Raw genomic sequence first — 17,776 nt, 5'->3', positions numbered from 1 at the left:
AACAGGAAACGCACGAATGTCGCCTTCGACGATACTTTTGCAAGCCATTGAACAACAAAGAAAGAGTGAACGCCGCCGCTTGATGGTTATTTCAGGTTTTGGCGCGATTTTATTGGTCAGTTTTGTCCTCGATATCATGACTGGTCCATCGATGCTTGACGCCTCTAAAGTGATTAACGCGCTGCTGGAATTTATCGGTTTGCCGTTTCAAGTTGATCGTTCAACCCATGTTATCGTCACCAACTTACGTCTGCCGATTGCGCTGATGGCGATCATTGTCGGTGGGTCGCTGGGTGTTGGCGGCGCCGAAATGCAGACGCTTTTGAATAACCCAATGGCGAGCCCATACACACTCGGTATGGCGGCGGCTGCGGGGTTTGGCGCTGCGATCACCTTGTATGTCGGGTCGCTTGGCATGAATGGTATGTACGCCGTGCCGATTGGCGCGTTCTTGTGCTGCATGTTGTCGGCGTGCTTTTTGTTTGCGTTGGCCTCAATGCGCCATATCAGTTCTGGGCAATTGATCCTGGCGGGTATTGCGCTGCTGTTTTTGTTCCAATCGCTTCTGTCGTTGGTGCAATTTATTTCGTCGCCAGAGCTGAGCCAACAAATTCTGTTTTGGCTTTTTGGCAGCCTTTCTAAAGCTACTTGGACGAACTTAGCGATTACCGCTGTGGTGGTGATTGGCGGTTTTTTACTCTTGCTGCAAGATTCCTGGAAACTGACCGCGCTGCGCATGGGTGAAGAGCGCGCTAAAAGCGTCGGTGTGAACGTCACGAAGCTGCGGCTTAAGACGCTGTTTATCGTTGCTGTGATGACCGCGACCGTCACCAGTTTTGTCGGCATTATCGGTTTTATCGGTATTGTTGCCCCCAATATTGCCAAAATTTTGGTCGGTGAAGATCAGCGCTTCTTTTTACCATTGTCATTTTTAATTGGTGCGTTTTTGCTGTCGGCGGCGTCAGTACTGTCTAAAAGCATTGTACCGGGCGCACTGTTTCCGATTGGCATTGTCACCGCGATCATCGGCGTGCCGTTTTTCTTCTGGCTGATCATCGCAAGGCGAGGTTAATCATGCTCAAAGTGAACAATCTGAATTTGCAATTTGGCAGCTTAGTGCTGGCGCGCGATGTCAGTTTTACGCTCAAGCCAGGGCAAGTCACCGCGATTCTTGGTCCAAATGGCACGGGTAAAAGCACGCTGCTGAAAACCCTCTTTGGCGACATCAAAGTCGACAGTGGTGATATTGGTTTTGGTGATGAGCATCTAACGCCAAAAACCTTGGCTAAATGGCGTTCGCGGTTTGGTTATATGCCGCAAGATATCCATTTTGATATTGGCCTGAGTGTGGTGGAAGTGATTCTACTTGGCCGCATCGATGCGCTGAGTTTGCGTGTCGATGAAACCCTGCTTAGTGAAGCGTTGGATATTCTCGATAGTATGGGGCTTGCGCATCTTGCCAACCGAGATGTGCGCACCTTAAGCGGCGGGCAGTGCCAGATGATGCTCTTTGCTCAAGCGCTGATGCGTAAACCGCAAATTATGATGCTCGATGAGCCAGTGAGCGCGCTTGATCTTCATTACCAGCATGTGCTGCTAGAGCATCTTCGCCAGCAAACCCAGCAGCATAATTACACCACGGTCATGGTATTACACGATCTCAACCTTGCCGCGCAGTATGCCGATAATCTATTGGTGCTCAAAGGCGGCGAGCTGGTTGCCACCGGCGACCCGAAACAAATACTCACCGCTGAACTGGTTGAAGATATCTATAACGTCAAAGCGCAGGTCTTTTGCGATGAAAGTGGCGTACCGTTTGTGCGTACTTTACGTTCTAATCAAGCCGCTTAGTTTAGCGGCTTACTCTGACGGTTTCCTTTCACGAAATGCTTTGCCGGATGAGTTTGGAAGTTCGGCGCTGTTGTTCTGTCATTGGCAGCAAGGTTTGGCCAAAACTGGGTTAGTAGCGCGGGTGTTGGGCAATAATGCTCGAGAGCCAATTAAGAAATTCACTTAGCCGCTTAGGCTGCTGGCGCCGCGATGGATAAAGCGCGGCGATTGGCATCGATTCGCAGCGATAGTCGCTTAACACTTCAATCAATTCACCGCTTCGTATCTGTTGCTCTACACCACTTGCTGGCAGCTGAATGATACCAAGACCATTGAGACACGCGCTTAAATACGCATCTGTGGTGCTGACGGAGATAAAGCTGCGGGTCTTTACATAATGAGTTTGACCATCGGCATAATACTCAAAACCGAGTTGTGGTTGGCGCAGGCTTGGCGCGTAATCCACTACGTAGTGCTCGCTTAAGTGCGCTAAAGTGAGTGGCGTGCCAAAACGCTCAATATAGCTTGGGCTGACACAGTTGAGCATGGTCATTTCGCCAAGTGGCCGAGCAATCATTTCGCTGTCTTGCAGCTTTCCAGCGCGAATAACGCAGTCCACTTGTTCCTTAATCGGGTCGATTCGATAATCGGCGCCAAGCAGGCGAATTTGGGTGTCAGGGTAGCGAGCAAACCAGTCAGTCAGATGCGGCGCCACTAAAGTGGAAAAAAATCGGCTTGGCATATCGAGTTTCAGCACGCCGCTGAGCGCCGCGCTCTCACCTTGAAATTGAGTTTCTAATCCTTCGAGTTCAGTAAGCAGTGCAAGGCACTGAGGGTAATAGCGCTCGCCCGCCTCGGTGAGTGACACACGCCGCGTGCTACGGTGCAACAGCCGAGTGTTGAGGTGGTCTTCTAAGCGGCTAACCGAGGTAGAAATCGCCGATTTTGGCACATTAAGCTGCTCTGAGGCGGAGGTAAAACTGCCGGTTTGCGCCACCGCGACAAAGCGCTTCATGGTTTCAATTTTATCCATCAAATTACCTATTGTTCATTTTATGTGAACAGTCTTATCTTATTGTTGCTATTTTTCAAGCTATTAATGCGACCTAAACTGATGACTATCCACTCACCAAATCAACAATACACTTAGCAAACCAACGAAAAGGGTAGTTTATGAGTCAACTAGCACTAATCACTGGCGGTAGCCGCGGACTTGGGCGCGCAGGCGCTCTGGCTTTGGCCGATCAAGGCGTAGACATCATTGTCACTTATCATCAAAATCAATCAGCAGCGCAGCAAGTAGTCGCTGAGATTGAAGCCAAAGGACGAAAAGCCCTAGCTTTGCAGTGTGATACTAGAGACGTGGCATCTTTTGCCGCTTTTGCTGAACAATTGCAAACCTCGCTCAAGAGCCATTTCGGCCGTGAGCGATTGGATTATCTGCTCAATAATGCCGGCACCGGTATTCACGCCATGGTTGAACAAACCAGCGTTGAGCAGCTTGATGAGATGTATAACATCCATGTCAAAGGGCCATTTTTCTTTACTCAGGCAATATTGGACCTTATTGAGAAAGGAGGCCATATTGTCAATGTTTCCTCTGGGCTCGCGCGCTTTACCTTTCCGGGGTCCGGGCCATATGCGATGGCAAAAGGTGCGGTTGAGGTGATGACGCGCTATATGGCGAAAGAGTTTGCCGCGCGCGGCATTCGCGTCAATACCCTTGCTCCGGGCGCGATTGCAACCGATTTTCGTGGTGGCGCGATTCGCGATAATGATCAAGCGCAAACGATGGTGGCATCGGTGACCGCTTTAGGGCGCGTGGGCGAAGCCGAAGATATCGGTAAAATTATCGCAGGGCTGTTTAGCCAAGGTTTTGAGTGGGTGACGGGCCAACGCATTGAAGCGTCTGGCGGTATGATGTTGTAACTCAGTCAGCGCTTGTTGGCTTTGGCGAGTAAGCGCTGAATTCTGCAGACGGGTAAATTCCATGCATTGGTAAGTTAACTATTTGAATAATTACGCAAGTACTAAAAAAGGAAAGTACGAAAATCCATCTAATATATTAGAATTATAGCCATTCCTTATAAATGATAACTAACAATCTAAATTACAGTATTTACAACTCTATTATTAATAATTATGTTATGTGGGATATTAATCCATAAAAATAATAAATTGTTAGTGGCTGTTGTAAATGAAATGTTTTAGTTATCTGTTTGTGATCTTGATAGGGTGGTTATGCACTTTTTCAAATCATGAATTGGGGTTGTCGCGAGTTAGGGCCGAAGTCTTACTATCGCACGCGACAGAAAAAATTGGCCATATTCAAGACTTGCAATATTGGCTCGAGCCGCAAGGCTCTGACGATGAGCTGACCCTTGATGCCCTGCGTGGCCAGTTATGGGAAACTTCCGAGGATTCGACGCTTAATTTAGGCAGTGTTGATAAATCTCTATGGCTTAGATTCCAGCTTGATTCTCAACTCAATTCCGAGTCCAAATGGATCATCAAATTGGGTTGGCCGATGCTTCAAAATGTCTCTCTGCATGTCTACGATAATTACAGCCATCGATGGTTATCGGATATGCAAATTTCAAATTGGGCCTCCTATCAAAGTGGTGTGGACCCGTTTCCTCATGTGCTGCCGATTCAAATTCCTCCTCACGCCAATCTTGAAATCTATATCCGCGTCGAAAGTACCGCAAACCTCGTGGTTCCAATTGCCATCTATAGCGACCAGAGTTACCGACATTGGGTAAGCAGCCATAACCTTTTAATTGGCACTTTTTTCGGCATGCTTATCGCGCTGCTCAGTTATAACTTGTGGCTATTTCTGTTCCTCAGAGATGAAAAGTACGGTTACTACACGCTGTATGTGGTGTGCATCGCTTGTTACACCTTCGCGACAACCGGTGTGGGGCTGGCGTATTTTTGGTCGGAATCGTCTTGGCTTAATCAACATATTTACGGCATGAGTTCGACCGCGTGTTTTCTGGCTGCAGCTTTGTTTAGCCGCGAGTTTCTTAATTTGCAGCAGTACGGCGGATGGGTGCTACAAATCAACTATTGTGGGCGGTTGCTTTGGTCGCTGATGTTGGTCGCCATGACCCTTTTTTCTAACCAAAAGTTGTTTATGTTTTCCGATTTTCTTGGCGTATTGACCTGCTCTGGCGCGATGTTGTCTTCCTCCTACCTCTGGTATCGCGGTGATATATCAGCAAAGTATTTAACCTTGGGGTGGGGGCCACTTATCTGCATTACCGGGGTAATGCTGGCAAGTCTGCTTGACTGGTTTGGTTACTGGGGCGGCATTTTGTATCTTCAAGCGGGTGGATTTGGCGTTGAATTGCTGTTTCTTTCGATGGCGGTCGCCGAGCGCGTGAGTCGCAGCAGACGAGAAAAGCTTATTGCTCAAGAGCAGGCGCTGATGATGGAGAACAAAGCGCAGCAGTCTTATGCGCGCGAAGCTCAAATGCAGCTGCAATGGCTGGAGATGGAGCGTCAAACCAAAGATATTCTTACCATGGAAGTTGAGCGCAAAACCCGTGAGTTGAAGCTGGCTTTGAGCTCGCTTGAGCAAGCCAATCTGGAACTTAGCGAACGCTCACATACCGATGCCTTAACCAAAGTAGCGAATCGCGGCTATTTGGATGAGCGCTTATTACATGCTTTGCAACGTGCGCAGCGCGAGCAACAGTCCTTGGCGATTATGATGCTAGACATTGATCATTTTAAGAAGCTCAATGACGACTACGGACATCAAGTTGGTGATGAATGTTTACAGCATGTCGCGCAGCTTTTTAAGCAGTTCGTTACCCGCGATTGTGACCTCGTCGGCCGCTATGGTGGCGAAGAGTTTTGTTTGTTTATTCTTGGCCAAACACTGAGTACCACGCTCGATCTCGCTGAGAACATTCGCCAAGCGGTGAGTCGTATTGAATGCCAGCGCTACAGCGACATCAGTATTACCATCAGTATTGGGGTTTGTTGGGGGATTCCAGAGCCGGAAACGCGCGTAGAAGATCTGATAAGCAATGCTGATTCTGCTTTGTACCGAGCTAAATTTAATGGCCGTAATCGAGTGGAATATTGTGATGAGATTAAAGATGCGATAATTGACGCTGACCTGGTTCATTTATAGCCAAGGCAGTTGTAGCCAATGTACTTATCGATAAAGCATTTATAGACAAAGTCTTTGTAGATAAAGTATTGAAGCGAAACATATGGCGTTTTGGCGCGCAAAAAACAGGGCATTTAGCCCTGTTTTTTTATCCTTGGCGACGGTGATTTATTTAGGCTGCCAAACTTTTAATGCGCTGATTTTCTGTGCGCGGCGCTCTTCACCACTCAGGCTCCAGTTGCCACCAAATGCAGCACTTTCAAACGAGCCATATTCAGGGTTTGGCATCATGATCCAGTCGCTGCCCCAGTGTTTGCTGTTGGCTTGATAAGTTTTGAGGCGCTGCTCAGGGCTACCTGATGGATCGGTAAAGTCGCCGAGGTTATCACCCACCATCAACACCACGCGATATTGATTGGCCACCACTTGATCGCGACTGGTCTTATTAGAGCCCCAATCTTGTTGCTCACCTTTGGTCATCAAAGTGTCGACTTTGCTGTCCATCGGAAAACCCAGCGATTGCATATTGTCAAAGGTTGCCGCTTCGTCTTTGTGCTTACGGTTGGTGATGTAGAAGATCTTGGCGCCTTTTGAAGTCACGTAATTGGCGAACTCGACCGCGCCGGGCATCGCTTCGGTGACTTTGTCTTGCACGTATTGAGACCAAGTTTTTGAGCTGTAACTGGTGTTATATTTGACCAAATACGCTTCGTACACATTGTTGTCGAGAATCGTCTCATCGCAGTCGACGATGACCGCAGGTGGTAAGCTTTGGTAGCCAGATTTTTGCAATTCAGGCAGAGCAGTACTGTCTTTATTGGCTAACGCCTCATCAAAACGAATTTTAGCAAGTGCGAACATACCTTGTACGTTGGCTTTATATTCCACCGAATTTTGCATCCACAATGTGGCGTTAAGTAGGTCGTTAGGTGCGGTTTCTTCAGCATGAAGGGCGGTACAAGCGAAAGTGAGCAGCGTGGCGGACGTCATTGTCACGGCGCGAGCGCTCAGTTTGGGTAAAGTCATTATCATTATCCTTTGAGTGAACTTATCAGTAACTAAGCATGCAATGCGCGATTGGCTATTGGTTAGTTGTTACCATTAGCTGCGTTATTCACGAATGGCGAAGTTTTAACCAATAGCGAATCTCTATGGCGCATCGAAGGCAGTTGCCAAATTGGCAACTGCTTAATAGATGTACATATTTTTTATATAAACTTCAATATTTAATGAAACATCTATAAAACTTTGCAGGATAACTGTGATGTAAAGAGGGTTGAAGCGTTAGAGAGAAGGCGGCGTTTAACGCGCCGAATTTACCTTGTTGGGGCGAATTCGGCGCGGCAGTTTATGCGCGCGGCTGACCAAGATGGAAGTAGTCAATGTCGCGCTGCAAATCAAACGACAGTTGAGTCAGCGCCTCGGTGGTGTGCTGGTTGTTGTCGGTTTCAAGTTGAGCGTCTTGCGACATATTAAGGATGGTGTCCATTGCCGAGGTTACATCGGCAATCGCGCCGGTTTGCTCCTGAGTATTGGTGGCCAGTTGGCTTACCCAAGACAGCGAATCGCGCGCTTGATTGGTAATGTTATCCAGCAGTTGATGGGTTTTCATCACTTGCTCTCGACCTGATTCGACTTGCGGCTGGGTGGTTTCTACCGCCTTGACCAAAGCTTGAGTATTGGTCGAGATTTGGCCGATCATCTGATCGATCTCTTTAGTGGCGTGATGGGTATCTTGCGCCAATTTACGCACTTCATCGGCCACCACCGCAAAGCCTTTGCCTGCTTGTCCGGCTCGCGCCGCTTCAATCGCGGCGTTGAGCGCCAGTAAATTGGTTTGATCAGAAATACCGTTAATCACCTGAGTAATCCCAGTAATTTGCGCGATATCGCGCTCTAAATCTTGGACCCGGGCTACGGTATTGGCCATGGTCGTCGCAATCAGTTCCATCTGCTGCTGGCTAATCAGCACGCTTTGCTGTCCTTGGGTGGCAAACTCCAGCGTTAGCGTCGAATTTTGCTCGGTTTGAGTGGCAGCAGCGCTGACATCTTGAATGCTGGCGCGCAGCTGATCCAAACTGGCAGCAGTGGATTGGGTCATCGAGGTTTGCACTTTGGTTGATTCGGAAATGCGCTGTGAGCTTTGTGATACATCTTGCGCTTTAAGGTTGAGAGCGCTCGCGACGTTGGCAATATTGGTCACGGTGGCAGCGAGTTGGGTCTGCATTTTGACCACCGAGGCCATCATACTGGCGGAGTATTGGCTGTTAATGCGCTGCGACAAATCGCCCGAAGCAATGGTTGCCAAAGCTTGTTCGGCTTCAAACGGTTCGGCGCCAAGTGACTGGCGTAGGCTACGTTCGATCAGCAAACCGACCACTATGCTTACCAGCACGGCAATCGCAGTGGCGCAAAGCATCAGCGTAGAAAAGCCGCTCGCCACCTCACGAGCTTTCGGGGTGGCGATTTGGTTGGCATGTTCTTGATAATCGATAAACTGGTTAATGGTGTCGAGCCAGTCAATAAAGGCGGGCCGCACCTGCTCAAGAATTTGTGTGGTGACATCACTGCCGCGCTTTTTGGCGGTGATGATATGACTTATCAAGGGCAGGGTGCGTGATTCTTGCGCATCGATGGCGCGCAGTATGTCACGCTCCTCTTGGCTAAACACGATGCCAGAATCGCGCATCAAGCTTAATTGCTGCTTGGAGCGCGCGTAGGTTTGGCTCAGTTCAGCTATCACTTGCTCATATTGATGAATTTGGCTGTCTTGGGTTGCCAGTGCAATATCACGGATCGCAATCGCTCGGTCATGAACGCTGCCTCGAAAATCAATCGCATAGCGCTGTTTCACCGCGTTAATGTCGCTGATTTCGCTCAGGGTATCATCGATAAAATTTACGTTACGGACGCCAATGACGGTGAGCGTCACCATTAAAATCAATAAAATGCCAAAGCCGAGAGTTAAGCGGCGGCGAATCGACAAATTGGATAGCACAGACACGTATCCTTCCTCATTCTTATCATTGTTCTTTGAGCAAGGATTGTAGCGCGGCGCTTTTCGACCCGACTAATCGGAATTTACGATATTATTAATTGGTAAAATCATGCCTATTGGTGAGTAATTGTGACTTATGTACGTTAAACCGACAAAAATGTCATACAAACGGTGAGCTAGGTGCTTAGAGCAAGACTTCCTCAGGGCGCAGCGTTAGCACTTCATAGCCTGTTTCTGTGACTAGCAAGGTATGTTCTGATTGTGCCGAGAGTTTTTTATCACGGGTGACCACCGTCCAGCCATCACGTTTGGTTTTGGTTTTGGCGCCGCCTTGGTTGACCATCGGCTCAATGGTAAAGGTCATGCCCGGCTTGAGTTTCATACCTTGGCCTGCCATTCCATAGTGCAGCACTTGCGGCGCTTCGTGCATCTCTTGGCCGATACCATGACCGCAATATTCGCGCACTATGCTATAGCCGTGTGACTCGGCAAAGGTTTGAATGGCGTGGCCAATATCGCCTAGCGTTGCGCCGGGTTTAACTTGCTTAATGCCTTGCCACATCGCTTGATAAGTGACATCCACTAGGCGGCGGGCAATTGGGCTCGCCTCTGGCATCACATACATTTTGCTTGAATCAGCGATAAAGCCATTTTTTTCCAACGTGATATCTAAGTTGATGATGTCTTTGGCTTTTAAAATTTGGCTCTCGCTTGGCACGCCATGACACACCACCTCATTGATCGAGGAGTTGAGGACATATTGATAGCCATATTGGCCTTTACTGGCCGGGCGGGATTCAAGCTCTTCGACAATAAACGCTTCGACGCGATTGTTGATCGCCATGGTCGAGACGCCGGGTTTGACGAACTCATCCAGCATCGTAAACACCTTGGCCAGCAGCTTACCGGCTTGGCGCATCAATACGATTTCTTGGTCATTCTTGATGGTGACGCCATTAGTCATTTAACGCCTCCTCATGGCTATCGGCGTCTTCTGTTGTCGCGATATTCGCGGCTGAAACCTGAGCCGATTGCATCAAATCATTCATGATCTGGTTAAAGCTCAGATTTGGATTGAGCTCTGCCAGCATGCCCATTTTGATCCAGAACTCGGCTTGTGAGTTGATCGAGCGTGACATCACCGAGCTGGCTTTACGCAGCTCTTCGTGCAGTTGGTCGGAGATTTTAACGATGCCCATAATGATGATACCAATAATATTTGATGTATATATAAAACGTATATAAATTGTATTCGTTTGTAATGGTATGTCAAATGCTGGTTTACAGAGGATGGAATGATTGGTGGTTTGCCCTCAGTCAAAGTGTTAACCCGAGAAATAAAAAAGCCCTCGTAAACGAGGGCAATAACACAGAGAGAAAATAGCAGTCACAACTAAGTAATCAAGTAACTAAGTAACTAAGTAACTAAGTAACTAAGTACCGAAGTAATCAAGTAACCCAGTTTCGACTAGGCAACCGCAAGGAAGAACAGTGCGGTGGCGACAATACCGATCAGCGCATAGGGGAATTGGGTGGTGGCGTGTTGCATGGCGGTACAGCCTGAGCCTTGCGCCGACAGCACGGTGGAATCGCTAAAGAAGCATGAGTGACTGCCTGCAGCGGAGGCCGACAGCAGCGCCGCAACGGTTAAATGTAGCGGCACACCCAGCTGCGCGCCAAGTGGTAATACAATCGGCATTGCGACCGCAAATACACCCCAAGAAGAGGCGGTTGCAAACACCAAGCCGCCAGTAATCAAGAAGATAATTGCTGGGAAGTATTGCGCTGAAAGATAAGGGCTGACGGTTTCAATCACGTATTGAGTCACGCCCAGTGAATCATTGACGTTTTTAAGCATAAAGCCGCCAATTACGGTCGCCAAAGGCAGCAACATCACTTTAATGCCATCGTAAACCGCTTCAAACATGGCGTTCATCGGAATCAAACGCTGCACACCGTAAAAGCAGAAGGTAAAGATCAGCGCGACAAACACACCGGCAAGCAGGTCAATGCCGAAATACCAGCTCGCTGCCACTAATACCACCATAGGCGCAAGAAAGTTAATCAGCCCCATGGTCGAATTACTGTGCGCTTCAACCTTGTCACCTAAATCGATATCGGTGGCGTTATCTGGGCGAACTTGACCACCGCGAGCGCGTTGCTCTGCGGTTTTCATTGCGCCTAAGTCAGGCAGTTTTTCCATTGCGACCAATAGCACGATGATCAAGGTGACCCAGCCATACGCCATGTAAGGAATCGCCTCGATATAGGTGTGAATGCCTTTGCCCGTTTCGGCAACGCCGTTGGCTTCTAAAAGCGAACTAAAGAAAATCGCCCACGTTGAAATAGGCACAATAATGCAGATTGGCGCAGCGGTGGAGTCGACCAAATAGGCGAGCTTTTCGCGTGAGATTTGATAGCCGTCGGTGACTTTTTTCATCGATGACGAAATTGCAATCGCATTGAGGTAATCGTCGATAAAAATCACAATCCCCAGTACAAAGGTCATCAGCATTGACTGGCGACGGCTTTTCACTTTGGTCACCAACAAATTTGAAAAACTTAAAATGCTGCCGCCTTTTTCCAGTACCGCAATTAAGCCGCCCATCAAGCCGCACACCAAAATGATCCACGCAATGGTTTCATCCATCATCACATCCATTGAGATGCCGACAATTTGCTCTACTGCTTCGGTGGGGTTGAGCATCAGTACACCAGCAATCGCACCGCTAAATAGGGCTTCCACGGTGCGATGAGTGGTGAGAGCAAATACCAGCACTAGCGCCGTCGGTAATAGGCTCATCCAGCCATAACTGTTATCTGGGTTGTGATTGAGGCCGATGGTGATAAACGCCACGAAGGTTGCAATCACAGCAAGGCTGACCCAGAGATGCTGGTTGGTGATTTTCAGCGGCGCATCCAGCGCCTTTGTTTGCGTAGTCATTGGTTATTTCCTTATATTTTGCGAAGTAGCGAATACTTATGCCGAGTGCAGCATCCAGTCGATTTCAAGTGGCGTGATCAGACGTTCAAACTCCGCCAGTTCACTGCGTTTACACGCTAAATAGATGTCGACAAAATCTTTGGACAGATAGCTTGATAGCTCGCTGTGCTCAAGTTGGTCTAACGCCTCAGACATGCGCAGCGGCAGTGCGACTGCGTGCTCATGCAAAGGTGGCGGACACTGGGCTTTGGTGTAGTGGTCACTCGCTAATACTGAACACAGCACTACTGCAGCGAGAATGTAAGGATTGACGTCGGCGCCGGCGATACGATGCTCGATGCGACGATTTTTGGCATCGCTGAGTGGCACACGTAGCGCCACGCCGCGATGGTTTTCGCCCCAATCGGCAAAGGTAGGCACGTAGGCGCCTGGCACAAAGCGGCGATAGGAGTTAACGTTTGGACAGATAAGCCCCATGGAATCTGAGGTCTGCGCGAGCATCGCCGCCATCGTCTGATAAAACAGTTCGCTGGCTTGGCCATCATTAGCGCTAAACAGATTGTCACCGGCTTGATTCATCAAACTCAGGTGAATGTGCATACCGCTGCCGGCTTGTTCGTCAAACGGTTTGGCCATAAACGTGGCGTCAAAACCATGTTGATGGGCGACTTGGCGAATCAGGCGTTTAGCAATGATGATCTCATCGCAGGCGCGCAGCACATCCTGAGAATGATTAAAGTTAATTTCAAATTGGCCCGGCGCCGATTCTGATAACGCCCCCGAAGTATTTAAACCTTGCGCCAGCGCAGTGTCATTAAGGTCACTGAGAAAATCGGCGTAGTCGTCAAGGCCGTCTAAATCGTACACTTCGGTGTCGCATTCACGAGTCTGTTTGGTGGGGTTGATGGCGGTTAACAGCTCGCCGCGCGGGCCGCGTTTTTTATCCACCAAATAAAATTCCAGCTCAAGAGCAATGCACGGCAAGCGGTCTTGGTTGTGTAGCCTTGCGACCATATCACCAACAATATTGCGGATGAACAATGGGTTAGGGCGCTTGCCGCTGTCGTCCATCATGGTCAGCATTAGTTGACCCGTTTGGGTTTTGGCGGTTGGCATCAGGGTATTGGCGACCGGAAAACACAAGTTATCTGGCTCGCCCAGTTCTTCACCAAGCCCGGCTTCTTCGACGACATTGCCTTTATTATCTAAGCTGATGGTTGAAATTGGCAGCGCGACACCGTTGGCAAGTTTTTCGAGCCCTTCGACGGGAATACGTTTGCCACGCGGCGTGGCGTTGATGTCGGTAAAAATCAGATCGATGAACTCAATCTCCGGCCATTCTTGGCGAAAATTTTTAACTTCCTGCAGGTAAGATTCCATTCTTATTTCTCCAAACAGCCGTAATCAGACGTTTAATGCCTCATTATGTTGCAAATATTAATACAACGAATGATTTGATTAAGTTGATACTGACTTATGTTTATTATTTACAATGAGTTACGTAATTATTTGCGAGTTCTAAGGCCGATAATTTCATTCGTTCTTTAACTAACTTGTAACAGTTGGTGGCTAATTGCTCAATATTTCGAACGTGTTTTGTGCTTTTTTCGACCAAAAAGGAGAGTTGAATCACGATTTGTTTAATATATCGAACACTGCTGTTGATAATTTTTTGCGCGGTTTGTAGGGTGATTGTTAAATAAATCGAACAAGGATGGTTTGATGTCTTCAACTAAAAAGCCAGTTATCGGCGTAGTCAGTTGCGCTAAATCGCTTAAAGGCTACGACATTCAGGCAGTCAACGAATTTTATCTCAAGGCCATCAGCGATTTTGGCGGCGTGCCGATCATTTTATCGGCGGCGATCGATGTTCAGGATTTCGAACAAGTGTTAGCGATGTGTGATGGACTGTTGTTCCCGGGCAGCCACTCCAACGTGGCGCCTTATCGTTATCAAGCCACCCACACGGAAAGCTACATGGACGAGCGCCGTGATGAGCTTTCTCTGTCGCTGCTGCGCTACGCGGTGGACAACAACCTGCCATGCCTTGGCATTTGTCGCGGCTTTCAAGAGATGAATGTTGCCCTTGGTGGCAGCCTTGATCCTGCGGTGCACAAATCTGGATTTGACGATCACCGCGAACCATCGACTGAAGATTTTGCCGTCAAGTATGCCGCGGCGCACCGCGTTGTGGTAGAGAGTGACGGCGTATTTAAAACTTGGTTACAGCAAGCCCACTGGCCGCAAAGCGATGCATTTGAAGTCAACAGCTTACATAACCAAGGTGTAAAAGCACTGGCGCCAAACCTTAAGGTCGAAGCCAAAGCGCCAGACGGGTTAGTAGAGGCGTTTAGTCTGCCGTTACACAAATTCTTTGTTGGCGTGCAGTGGCACCCAGAATGGAAAGCGAAAAGTAATCATTTCTCTCAAATTTTATTTAAAGAATTTATATTGGCAGCTTCTCTCTAATACAGGAGCTGTATGAATGGACAATCAGTTAGTTGGTAAAAATATTGTTCAGCTACGCAAAGAGCATGGATTGTCACAGCGGGAGTTAGCCGAAAAAGCTGGCATTACCCACAGTGCGATTTCATCGATAGAGAATGGCAAAGTCAGTCCGTCGGTAAGCTCGTTGCAAAAAATTGTTAACGTGTTTTCGTTGTCGCTGTCGGAGTTTTTTATCTTTGAACAGCAGATAGAGAATCAGCGCAAAGTGGTTATTCCCGCCGATGAACTCGTTGAAATGGGTAGCGAATCGGTATCGATGAAACTGGTCACGAACGGTAACCCGAAGCAAGTAATCGGTTTTTTGATTGAAGAATACCCGCCGCACGGCACCACAGGTTCGGCGCGAATAGAACACGAAGGTGAAGAAATTGGCACTGTGCTTGAGGGGGAAATTACCCTCGAATACAAAGACCAGGTTTTGCTAATTAAAGCGGGTGAGTCGTACATCATAGATACCACTCAGCCGCACCGGTTTACAAATCACACAGACAAGCCATGCAGAATGGTGAGCGCGCATACGCCTACCACCTTCTAAGTGGCCTGCCAGACAGCAGGAGAGCGTATGAAAACCCAGCAACAATGGAATGAACTCAAACAGCGCTGCGCGATAGAAAGTCGTGCTTTTATTAACGGTGAATACGCCAGCGCCGCCACAGGCCAAACCATTGCTGTGGTCAATCCCGCCAGCGATGAAACCATCGCTCACATTGCAAGGTGTGATCAGCAAGACGTCAATGCCGCGGTGCAGTTTGCGCGTGAGGCGTTTCAACGCGGCGAATGGAGCCAAAGTGCGCCGAGCGTGCGTAAAGCGGTACTAAATAAATTTGCCGACCTTATTGATGCCAACAATGATCAACTTGCGCTGCTAGAAACTCTAGATACCGGTAAACCGATCGCCCACAGCGCCAGCACCGACATTCCGGGCGCGGCCAACGCGCTGCGTTGGTACGCTGAAGCGGTAGATAAAGTGTACGGTGAAGTGGCGCCAACCGAGCAAGATGTGCATGCCTTTATTACGCACCAGCCGATTGGTGTGGTGGCAGCGGTGGTGCCGTGGAACTTTCCGCTGTGGATCGCCTGTTGGAAGCTAGGACCCGCGTTAGCCGCCGGTAACAGCGTGATTCTGAAACCGTCTGAAAAATCTTCGTTAAGCGCGATTTTCCTTGGTCAGTTAGCCATTCAAGCTGGGCTGCCAAACGGCGTATTTCAAGTGATTACTGGCTACGGGCACGAGGCGGGAGATGCGCTGGCACGGCATATGGATGTCGATTGCATTGCATTTACGGGTTCAACCCGCATCGCCGGGCAACTGATGGTCAGCGCCGGTGAAACCAACCTTAAGCGCGTGTTCGCCGAAGCCGGTGGCAAAAATGCCAATATTGTATTTGCCGATTGTGGCGACCTTGACCGCGCCGCGGCAGAAACCGCTGCGGGCTGTTTTTACAACCAAGGTGAAGTGTGCGTTGCGGCAACGCGTTTGTTGGTCGATAACCAGATTAAAGATGCTTTTGTTGAAAAAGTTATCGCCGCTGCGAAGCGCTTTACGCCAAAAGATCCGCTTGATCCGAGCTCGGCAATGGGCGCACTCATCGACCAAGACCACAAAGCCAAAGTGCTCAATTATGTTAAACAAGGCGTCGCCGAAGGGGCGCGACTGCGCTGCGGCGGCGATGTTGGCGGTCAAGGCGCGTTTGTTGAGCCGGTGATTTTAGATAATGTTGATAACCGCATGACGGTGGCTCAAGAAGAGATTTTCGGCCCAGTGTTGTGCGTGATTGGCTTTGATAGCGAACAGCAGGCGATTGAAATTGCCAACGATTCAAAATATGGCCTTGGCGCGGCGCTTTGGAGCGATAACATCAACCGTGTACATCGGGTTGCCAAGCAACTGCAAGCGGGCTCGGTTTGGGTCAACAACTATAATGAAGGGGATATGACGGTGCCATTTGGCGGCTTTAAAATGAGTGGCAATGGCCGCGATAAGTCGTTGCACGCACTGGAAAAATTCACCGAAACCAAAACCACATGGATTCGTCTGCACCGCTAAGGTCAGGCGAGATAATAAGGACGATTGAGATGAACAAACATACCGATTCCTACTATGCCCATTCGGTGGGGGCGGGCAGCGATTATCCGCAGCTCAACGACCACATCGAATGTGATGTCTGTGTGGTTGGCGCCGGATTCTCCGGGCTCTCTTCTGCGCTGCACTTGGCCGAAAAAGGTTTCAAAGTGGTGGTGCTGGAAGGCAGCAAAGTCGGCTTTGGCGCCACTGGGCGTAATGGCGGTCAAATCGTCAATAGCTACAGCCGCGATGTCGATGTGATTGAAAGCCGTTATCCGCCAGAGCAAGCCAAAGCGCTGTGCAATATGATTTTTGAAGGTGGCGATATCATTCGCGGCCTAGTCGATAAATACCAAATCGATTGTGACCTCAAGCATGGCGGCCTATTTACCGCGCTAAATAACAAGCAGCTCAAAGGTTTGGCCGAACACAAAGCTGGTTGGGAGCGCTATGGTAATGACCAACTCACCATGCTCAGCCAAGATGAACTCGAGCAGCAAGTGGGCACCCGCGCTTATGTCGGCGGCCTTTTGGATATGCGCGGCGGTCATATTCATCCGCTCAAACTTGCCCTTGGTGAAGCGGCGGCGTTTGTGTCATTGGGCGGGCAGATTTTTGAGCAATCGGCGGTAACCGAAATTCAAAAAGGCACCAATCCCGTAGCGCACACCGCAAACGGCAGCGTGAAAGCGAAGTATTTGGTGCTGGCGGGCAACGCCTATCTTGGCGGCTTAGCGCCGAATATCAGCAATAAAGCGATTCCTTGTGGCACTCAAGTGATTACCACTGAGCCACTGAGCGAGCAGCAACTGGCTGAAATTCTACCCAGCGATTACTGCGTTGAAGATTGCAATTACTTGCTCGATTACTTCCGCTTGACCGCGGACAAACGCTTGTTGTTTGGTGGTGGTGTGGTGTACGGCGCGCGCGATCCAGATAACGTCGAAGCCTTGATTCGCCCTAAAATGGAAAAAGTCTTTCCGCAGCTCAAAGGCATCGGCATTGATTACGCGTGGACTGGCAATTTCTTGCTCACTTACTCACGCATGCCTCAATTTGGCAGTTTTGATGACAACATTTATTACCTGCAAGGTTACAGTGGTCATGGTGTTACTTGTACCCATTTAGCGGGTAAATTATTGGCCGAAGCGCTAACGGGTCACGCCGAGCGTTTTGATGCTTTTGCCTCGCTTAAGCATCCGACCTTCCCGGGCGGACGACATTTCCAAATTCCATTTACTGCCATCGGCGCGGCGTACTATAACCTGCGCGACAAATTGGCCATTTAACGAATTGATAGCGCTTGTA

At 49.0% G+C, this 17,776-nt stretch carries 15 protein-coding genes; 8 read left to right on the top strand and 7 right to left on the bottom strand.

Annotation, left to right across the window (positions count from 1 at the left end; genetic code table 11):
* The first annotated feature begins 16 nt into the window (after window positions 1-16).
* The gene (locus BLS03_RS04745; RefSeq protein WP_093269386.1) at window positions 17-1,072 is read left to right on the top strand and encodes a FecCD family ABC transporter permease; all 1,056 of its coding nucleotides are present in this window, start codon (window positions 17-19) and stop codon (window positions 1,070-1,072) included.
* A 2-nt stretch (window positions 1,073-1,074) separates the two neighbouring features.
* Window positions 1,075-1,851, top strand: a complete 777-nt coding sequence (locus tag BLS03_RS04740; protein WP_093269384.1) for an ABC transporter ATP-binding protein — start codon at window positions 1,075-1,077, stop codon at window positions 1,849-1,851.
* Window positions 1,852-1,960: 109 nt separating this feature from the next.
* On the opposite strand, the gene BLS03_RS04735 is transcribed toward BLS03_RS04740, so the two are convergent.
* Window positions 1,961-2,863, bottom strand: coding sequence for a LysR family transcriptional regulator (locus BLS03_RS04735; protein WP_093269381.1), 903 nt, complete (start codon window positions 2,861-2,863; stop codon window positions 1,961-1,963).
* A gap of 140 nt (window positions 2,864-3,003) precedes the next feature.
* Between BLS03_RS04735 and BLS03_RS04730 the strand changes: the two genes are divergently transcribed.
* Both BLS03_RS04730 and BLS03_RS04725 read left to right on the top strand, forming a co-directional pair.
* A complete protein-coding gene (locus BLS03_RS04730) occupies window positions 3,004-3,759 on the top strand; it encodes an SDR family NAD(P)-dependent oxidoreductase (protein ID WP_093269377.1) in 756 nt (251 codons plus the stop codon).
* 268 nt (window positions 3,760-4,027) lie between these two features.
* Window positions 4,028-5,974: a diguanylate cyclase gene (locus tag BLS03_RS04725; RefSeq protein ID WP_093269374.1), complete on the top strand. Its 1,947-nt coding sequence runs from the start codon at window positions 4,028-4,030 to the stop codon at window positions 5,972-5,974.
* 147 nt (window positions 5,975-6,121) lie between these two features.
* On the opposite strand, the gene BLS03_RS04720 is transcribed toward BLS03_RS04725, so the two are convergent.
* From BLS03_RS04720 to BLS03_RS04695, 6 genes are all read right to left on the bottom strand, one after another.
* Entirely contained in the window at window positions 6,122-6,979 is an 858-nt protein-coding gene (locus BLS03_RS04720; RefSeq protein ID WP_093269371.1) for a 5'-nucleotidase, lipoprotein e(P4) family, read from the bottom strand.
* 322 nt (window positions 6,980-7,301) lie between these two features.
* A complete protein-coding gene (locus tag BLS03_RS04715; RefSeq protein WP_093269368.1) occupies window positions 7,302-8,957 on the bottom strand; it encodes a methyl-accepting chemotaxis protein in 1,656 nt (551 codons plus the stop codon).
* Between the two features lie 178 nt (window positions 8,958-9,135).
* The gene (gene map / locus BLS03_RS04710; protein WP_093269365.1) at window positions 9,136-9,915 is read right to left on the bottom strand and encodes a type I methionyl aminopeptidase; all 780 of its coding nucleotides are present in this window, start codon (window positions 9,913-9,915) and stop codon (window positions 9,136-9,138) included.
* Window positions 9,908-10,150 (bottom strand): ParD-like family protein, encoded by a 243-nt coding sequence (locus BLS03_RS04705; RefSeq protein WP_093269362.1) that lies wholly within the window; start codon window positions 10,148-10,150, stop codon window positions 9,908-9,910. Before BLS03_RS04705 ends, map begins: the two co-directional genes overlap by 8 nt.
* A gap of 269 nt (window positions 10,151-10,419) precedes the next feature.
* A complete protein-coding gene (locus BLS03_RS04700) occupies window positions 10,420-11,895 on the bottom strand; it encodes a Na+/H+ antiporter NhaC family protein (protein WP_093269359.1) in 1,476 nt (491 codons plus the stop codon).
* A 36-nt stretch (window positions 11,896-11,931) separates the two neighbouring features.
* Entirely contained in the window at window positions 11,932-13,275 is a 1,344-nt protein-coding gene (locus BLS03_RS04695; protein ID WP_093269356.1) for a glutamine synthetase family protein, read from the bottom strand.
* A 342-nt stretch (window positions 13,276-13,617) separates the two neighbouring features.
* Between BLS03_RS04695 and BLS03_RS04690 the strand changes: the two genes are divergently transcribed.
* The 4 genes from BLS03_RS04690 to BLS03_RS04675 are packed head-to-tail and all read left to right on the top strand — an operon-like array spanning window position 13,618 to window position 17,757.
* The gene (locus BLS03_RS04690) at window positions 13,618-14,364 is read left to right on the top strand and encodes a gamma-glutamyl-gamma-aminobutyrate hydrolase family protein (protein ID WP_093269354.1); all 747 of its coding nucleotides are present in this window, start codon (window positions 13,618-13,620) and stop codon (window positions 14,362-14,364) included.
* A 16-nt stretch (window positions 14,365-14,380) separates the two neighbouring features.
* Entirely contained in the window at window positions 14,381-14,938 is a 558-nt protein-coding gene (gene puuR / locus BLS03_RS04685) for an HTH-type transcriptional regulator PuuR (protein WP_093269351.1), read from the top strand.
* A 27-nt stretch (window positions 14,939-14,965) separates the two neighbouring features.
* Window positions 14,966-16,450: an aldehyde dehydrogenase gene (locus tag BLS03_RS04680; protein ID WP_093269348.1), complete on the top strand. Its 1,485-nt coding sequence runs from the start codon at window positions 14,966-14,968 to the stop codon at window positions 16,448-16,450.
* Window positions 16,451-16,479: 29 nt separating this feature from the next.
* The gene (locus BLS03_RS04675) at window positions 16,480-17,757 is read left to right on the top strand and encodes an NAD(P)/FAD-dependent oxidoreductase (protein ID WP_093269345.1); all 1,278 of its coding nucleotides are present in this window, start codon (window positions 16,480-16,482) and stop codon (window positions 17,755-17,757) included.
* The last annotated feature ends 19 nt before the right edge of the window (window positions 17,758-17,776 follow it).

Source organism: Vibrio xiamenensis (assembly GCF_900100015.1).
GTDB classification, from domain to species: Bacteria; Pseudomonadota; Gammaproteobacteria; order Enterobacterales; family Vibrionaceae; genus Vibrio; species Vibrio xiamenensis.
This window is presented reverse-complemented; position numbering and strand designations above follow the sequence as displayed.

Bases quoted from the DNA above. Each gene is read 5' to 3' on its own strand.
- BLS03_RS04690 (WP_093269354.1), top strand. From the start codon at position 13,618: ATGTCTTCAACTAAAAAGCCAGTTATCGGCGTAGTCAGTTGCGCTAAA.
- BLS03_RS04680 (WP_093269348.1), top strand. From the start codon at position 14,966: ATGAAAACCCAGCAACAATGGAATGAACTCAAACAGCGCTGCGCGATA.
- BLS03_RS04740 (WP_093269384.1), top strand. From the start codon at position 1,075: ATGCTCAAAGTGAACAATCTGAATTTGCAATTTGGCAGCTTAGTGCTG.
- BLS03_RS04720 (WP_093269371.1), bottom strand. From the start codon at position 6,979: ATGACTTTACCCAAACTGAGCGCTCGCGCCGTGACAATGACGTCCGCC.
- BLS03_RS04705 (WP_093269362.1), bottom strand. From the start codon at position 10,150: ATGGGCATCGTTAAAATCTCCGACCAACTGCACGAAGAGCTGCGTAAA.
- BLS03_RS04675 (WP_093269345.1), top strand. From the start codon at position 16,480: ATGAACAAACATACCGATTCCTACTATGCCCATTCGGTGGGGGCGGGC.
- BLS03_RS04700 (WP_093269359.1), bottom strand. From the start codon at position 11,895: ATGACTACGCAAACAAAGGCGCTGGATGCGCCGCTGAAAATCACCAAC.
- BLS03_RS04745 (WP_093269386.1), top strand. From the start codon at position 17: ATGTCGCCTTCGACGATACTTTTGCAAGCCATTGAACAACAAAGAAAG.
- BLS03_RS04695 (WP_093269356.1), bottom strand. From the start codon at position 13,275: ATGGAATCTTACCTGCAGGAAGTTAAAAATTTTCGCCAAGAATGGCCG.
- BLS03_RS04725 (WP_093269374.1), top strand. From the start codon at position 4,028: ATGAAATGTTTTAGTTATCTGTTTGTGATCTTGATAGGGTGGTTATGC.
- puuR (WP_093269351.1), top strand. From the start codon at position 14,381: ATGGACAATCAGTTAGTTGGTAAAAATATTGTTCAGCTACGCAAAGAG.
- BLS03_RS04735 (WP_093269381.1), bottom strand. From the start codon at position 2,863: ATGGATAAAATTGAAACCATGAAGCGCTTTGTCGCGGTGGCGCAAACC.
- BLS03_RS04730 (WP_093269377.1), top strand. From the start codon at position 3,004: ATGAGTCAACTAGCACTAATCACTGGCGGTAGCCGCGGACTTGGGCGC.
- map (WP_093269365.1), bottom strand. From the start codon at position 9,915: ATGACTAATGGCGTCACCATCAAGAATGACCAAGAAATCGTATTGATG.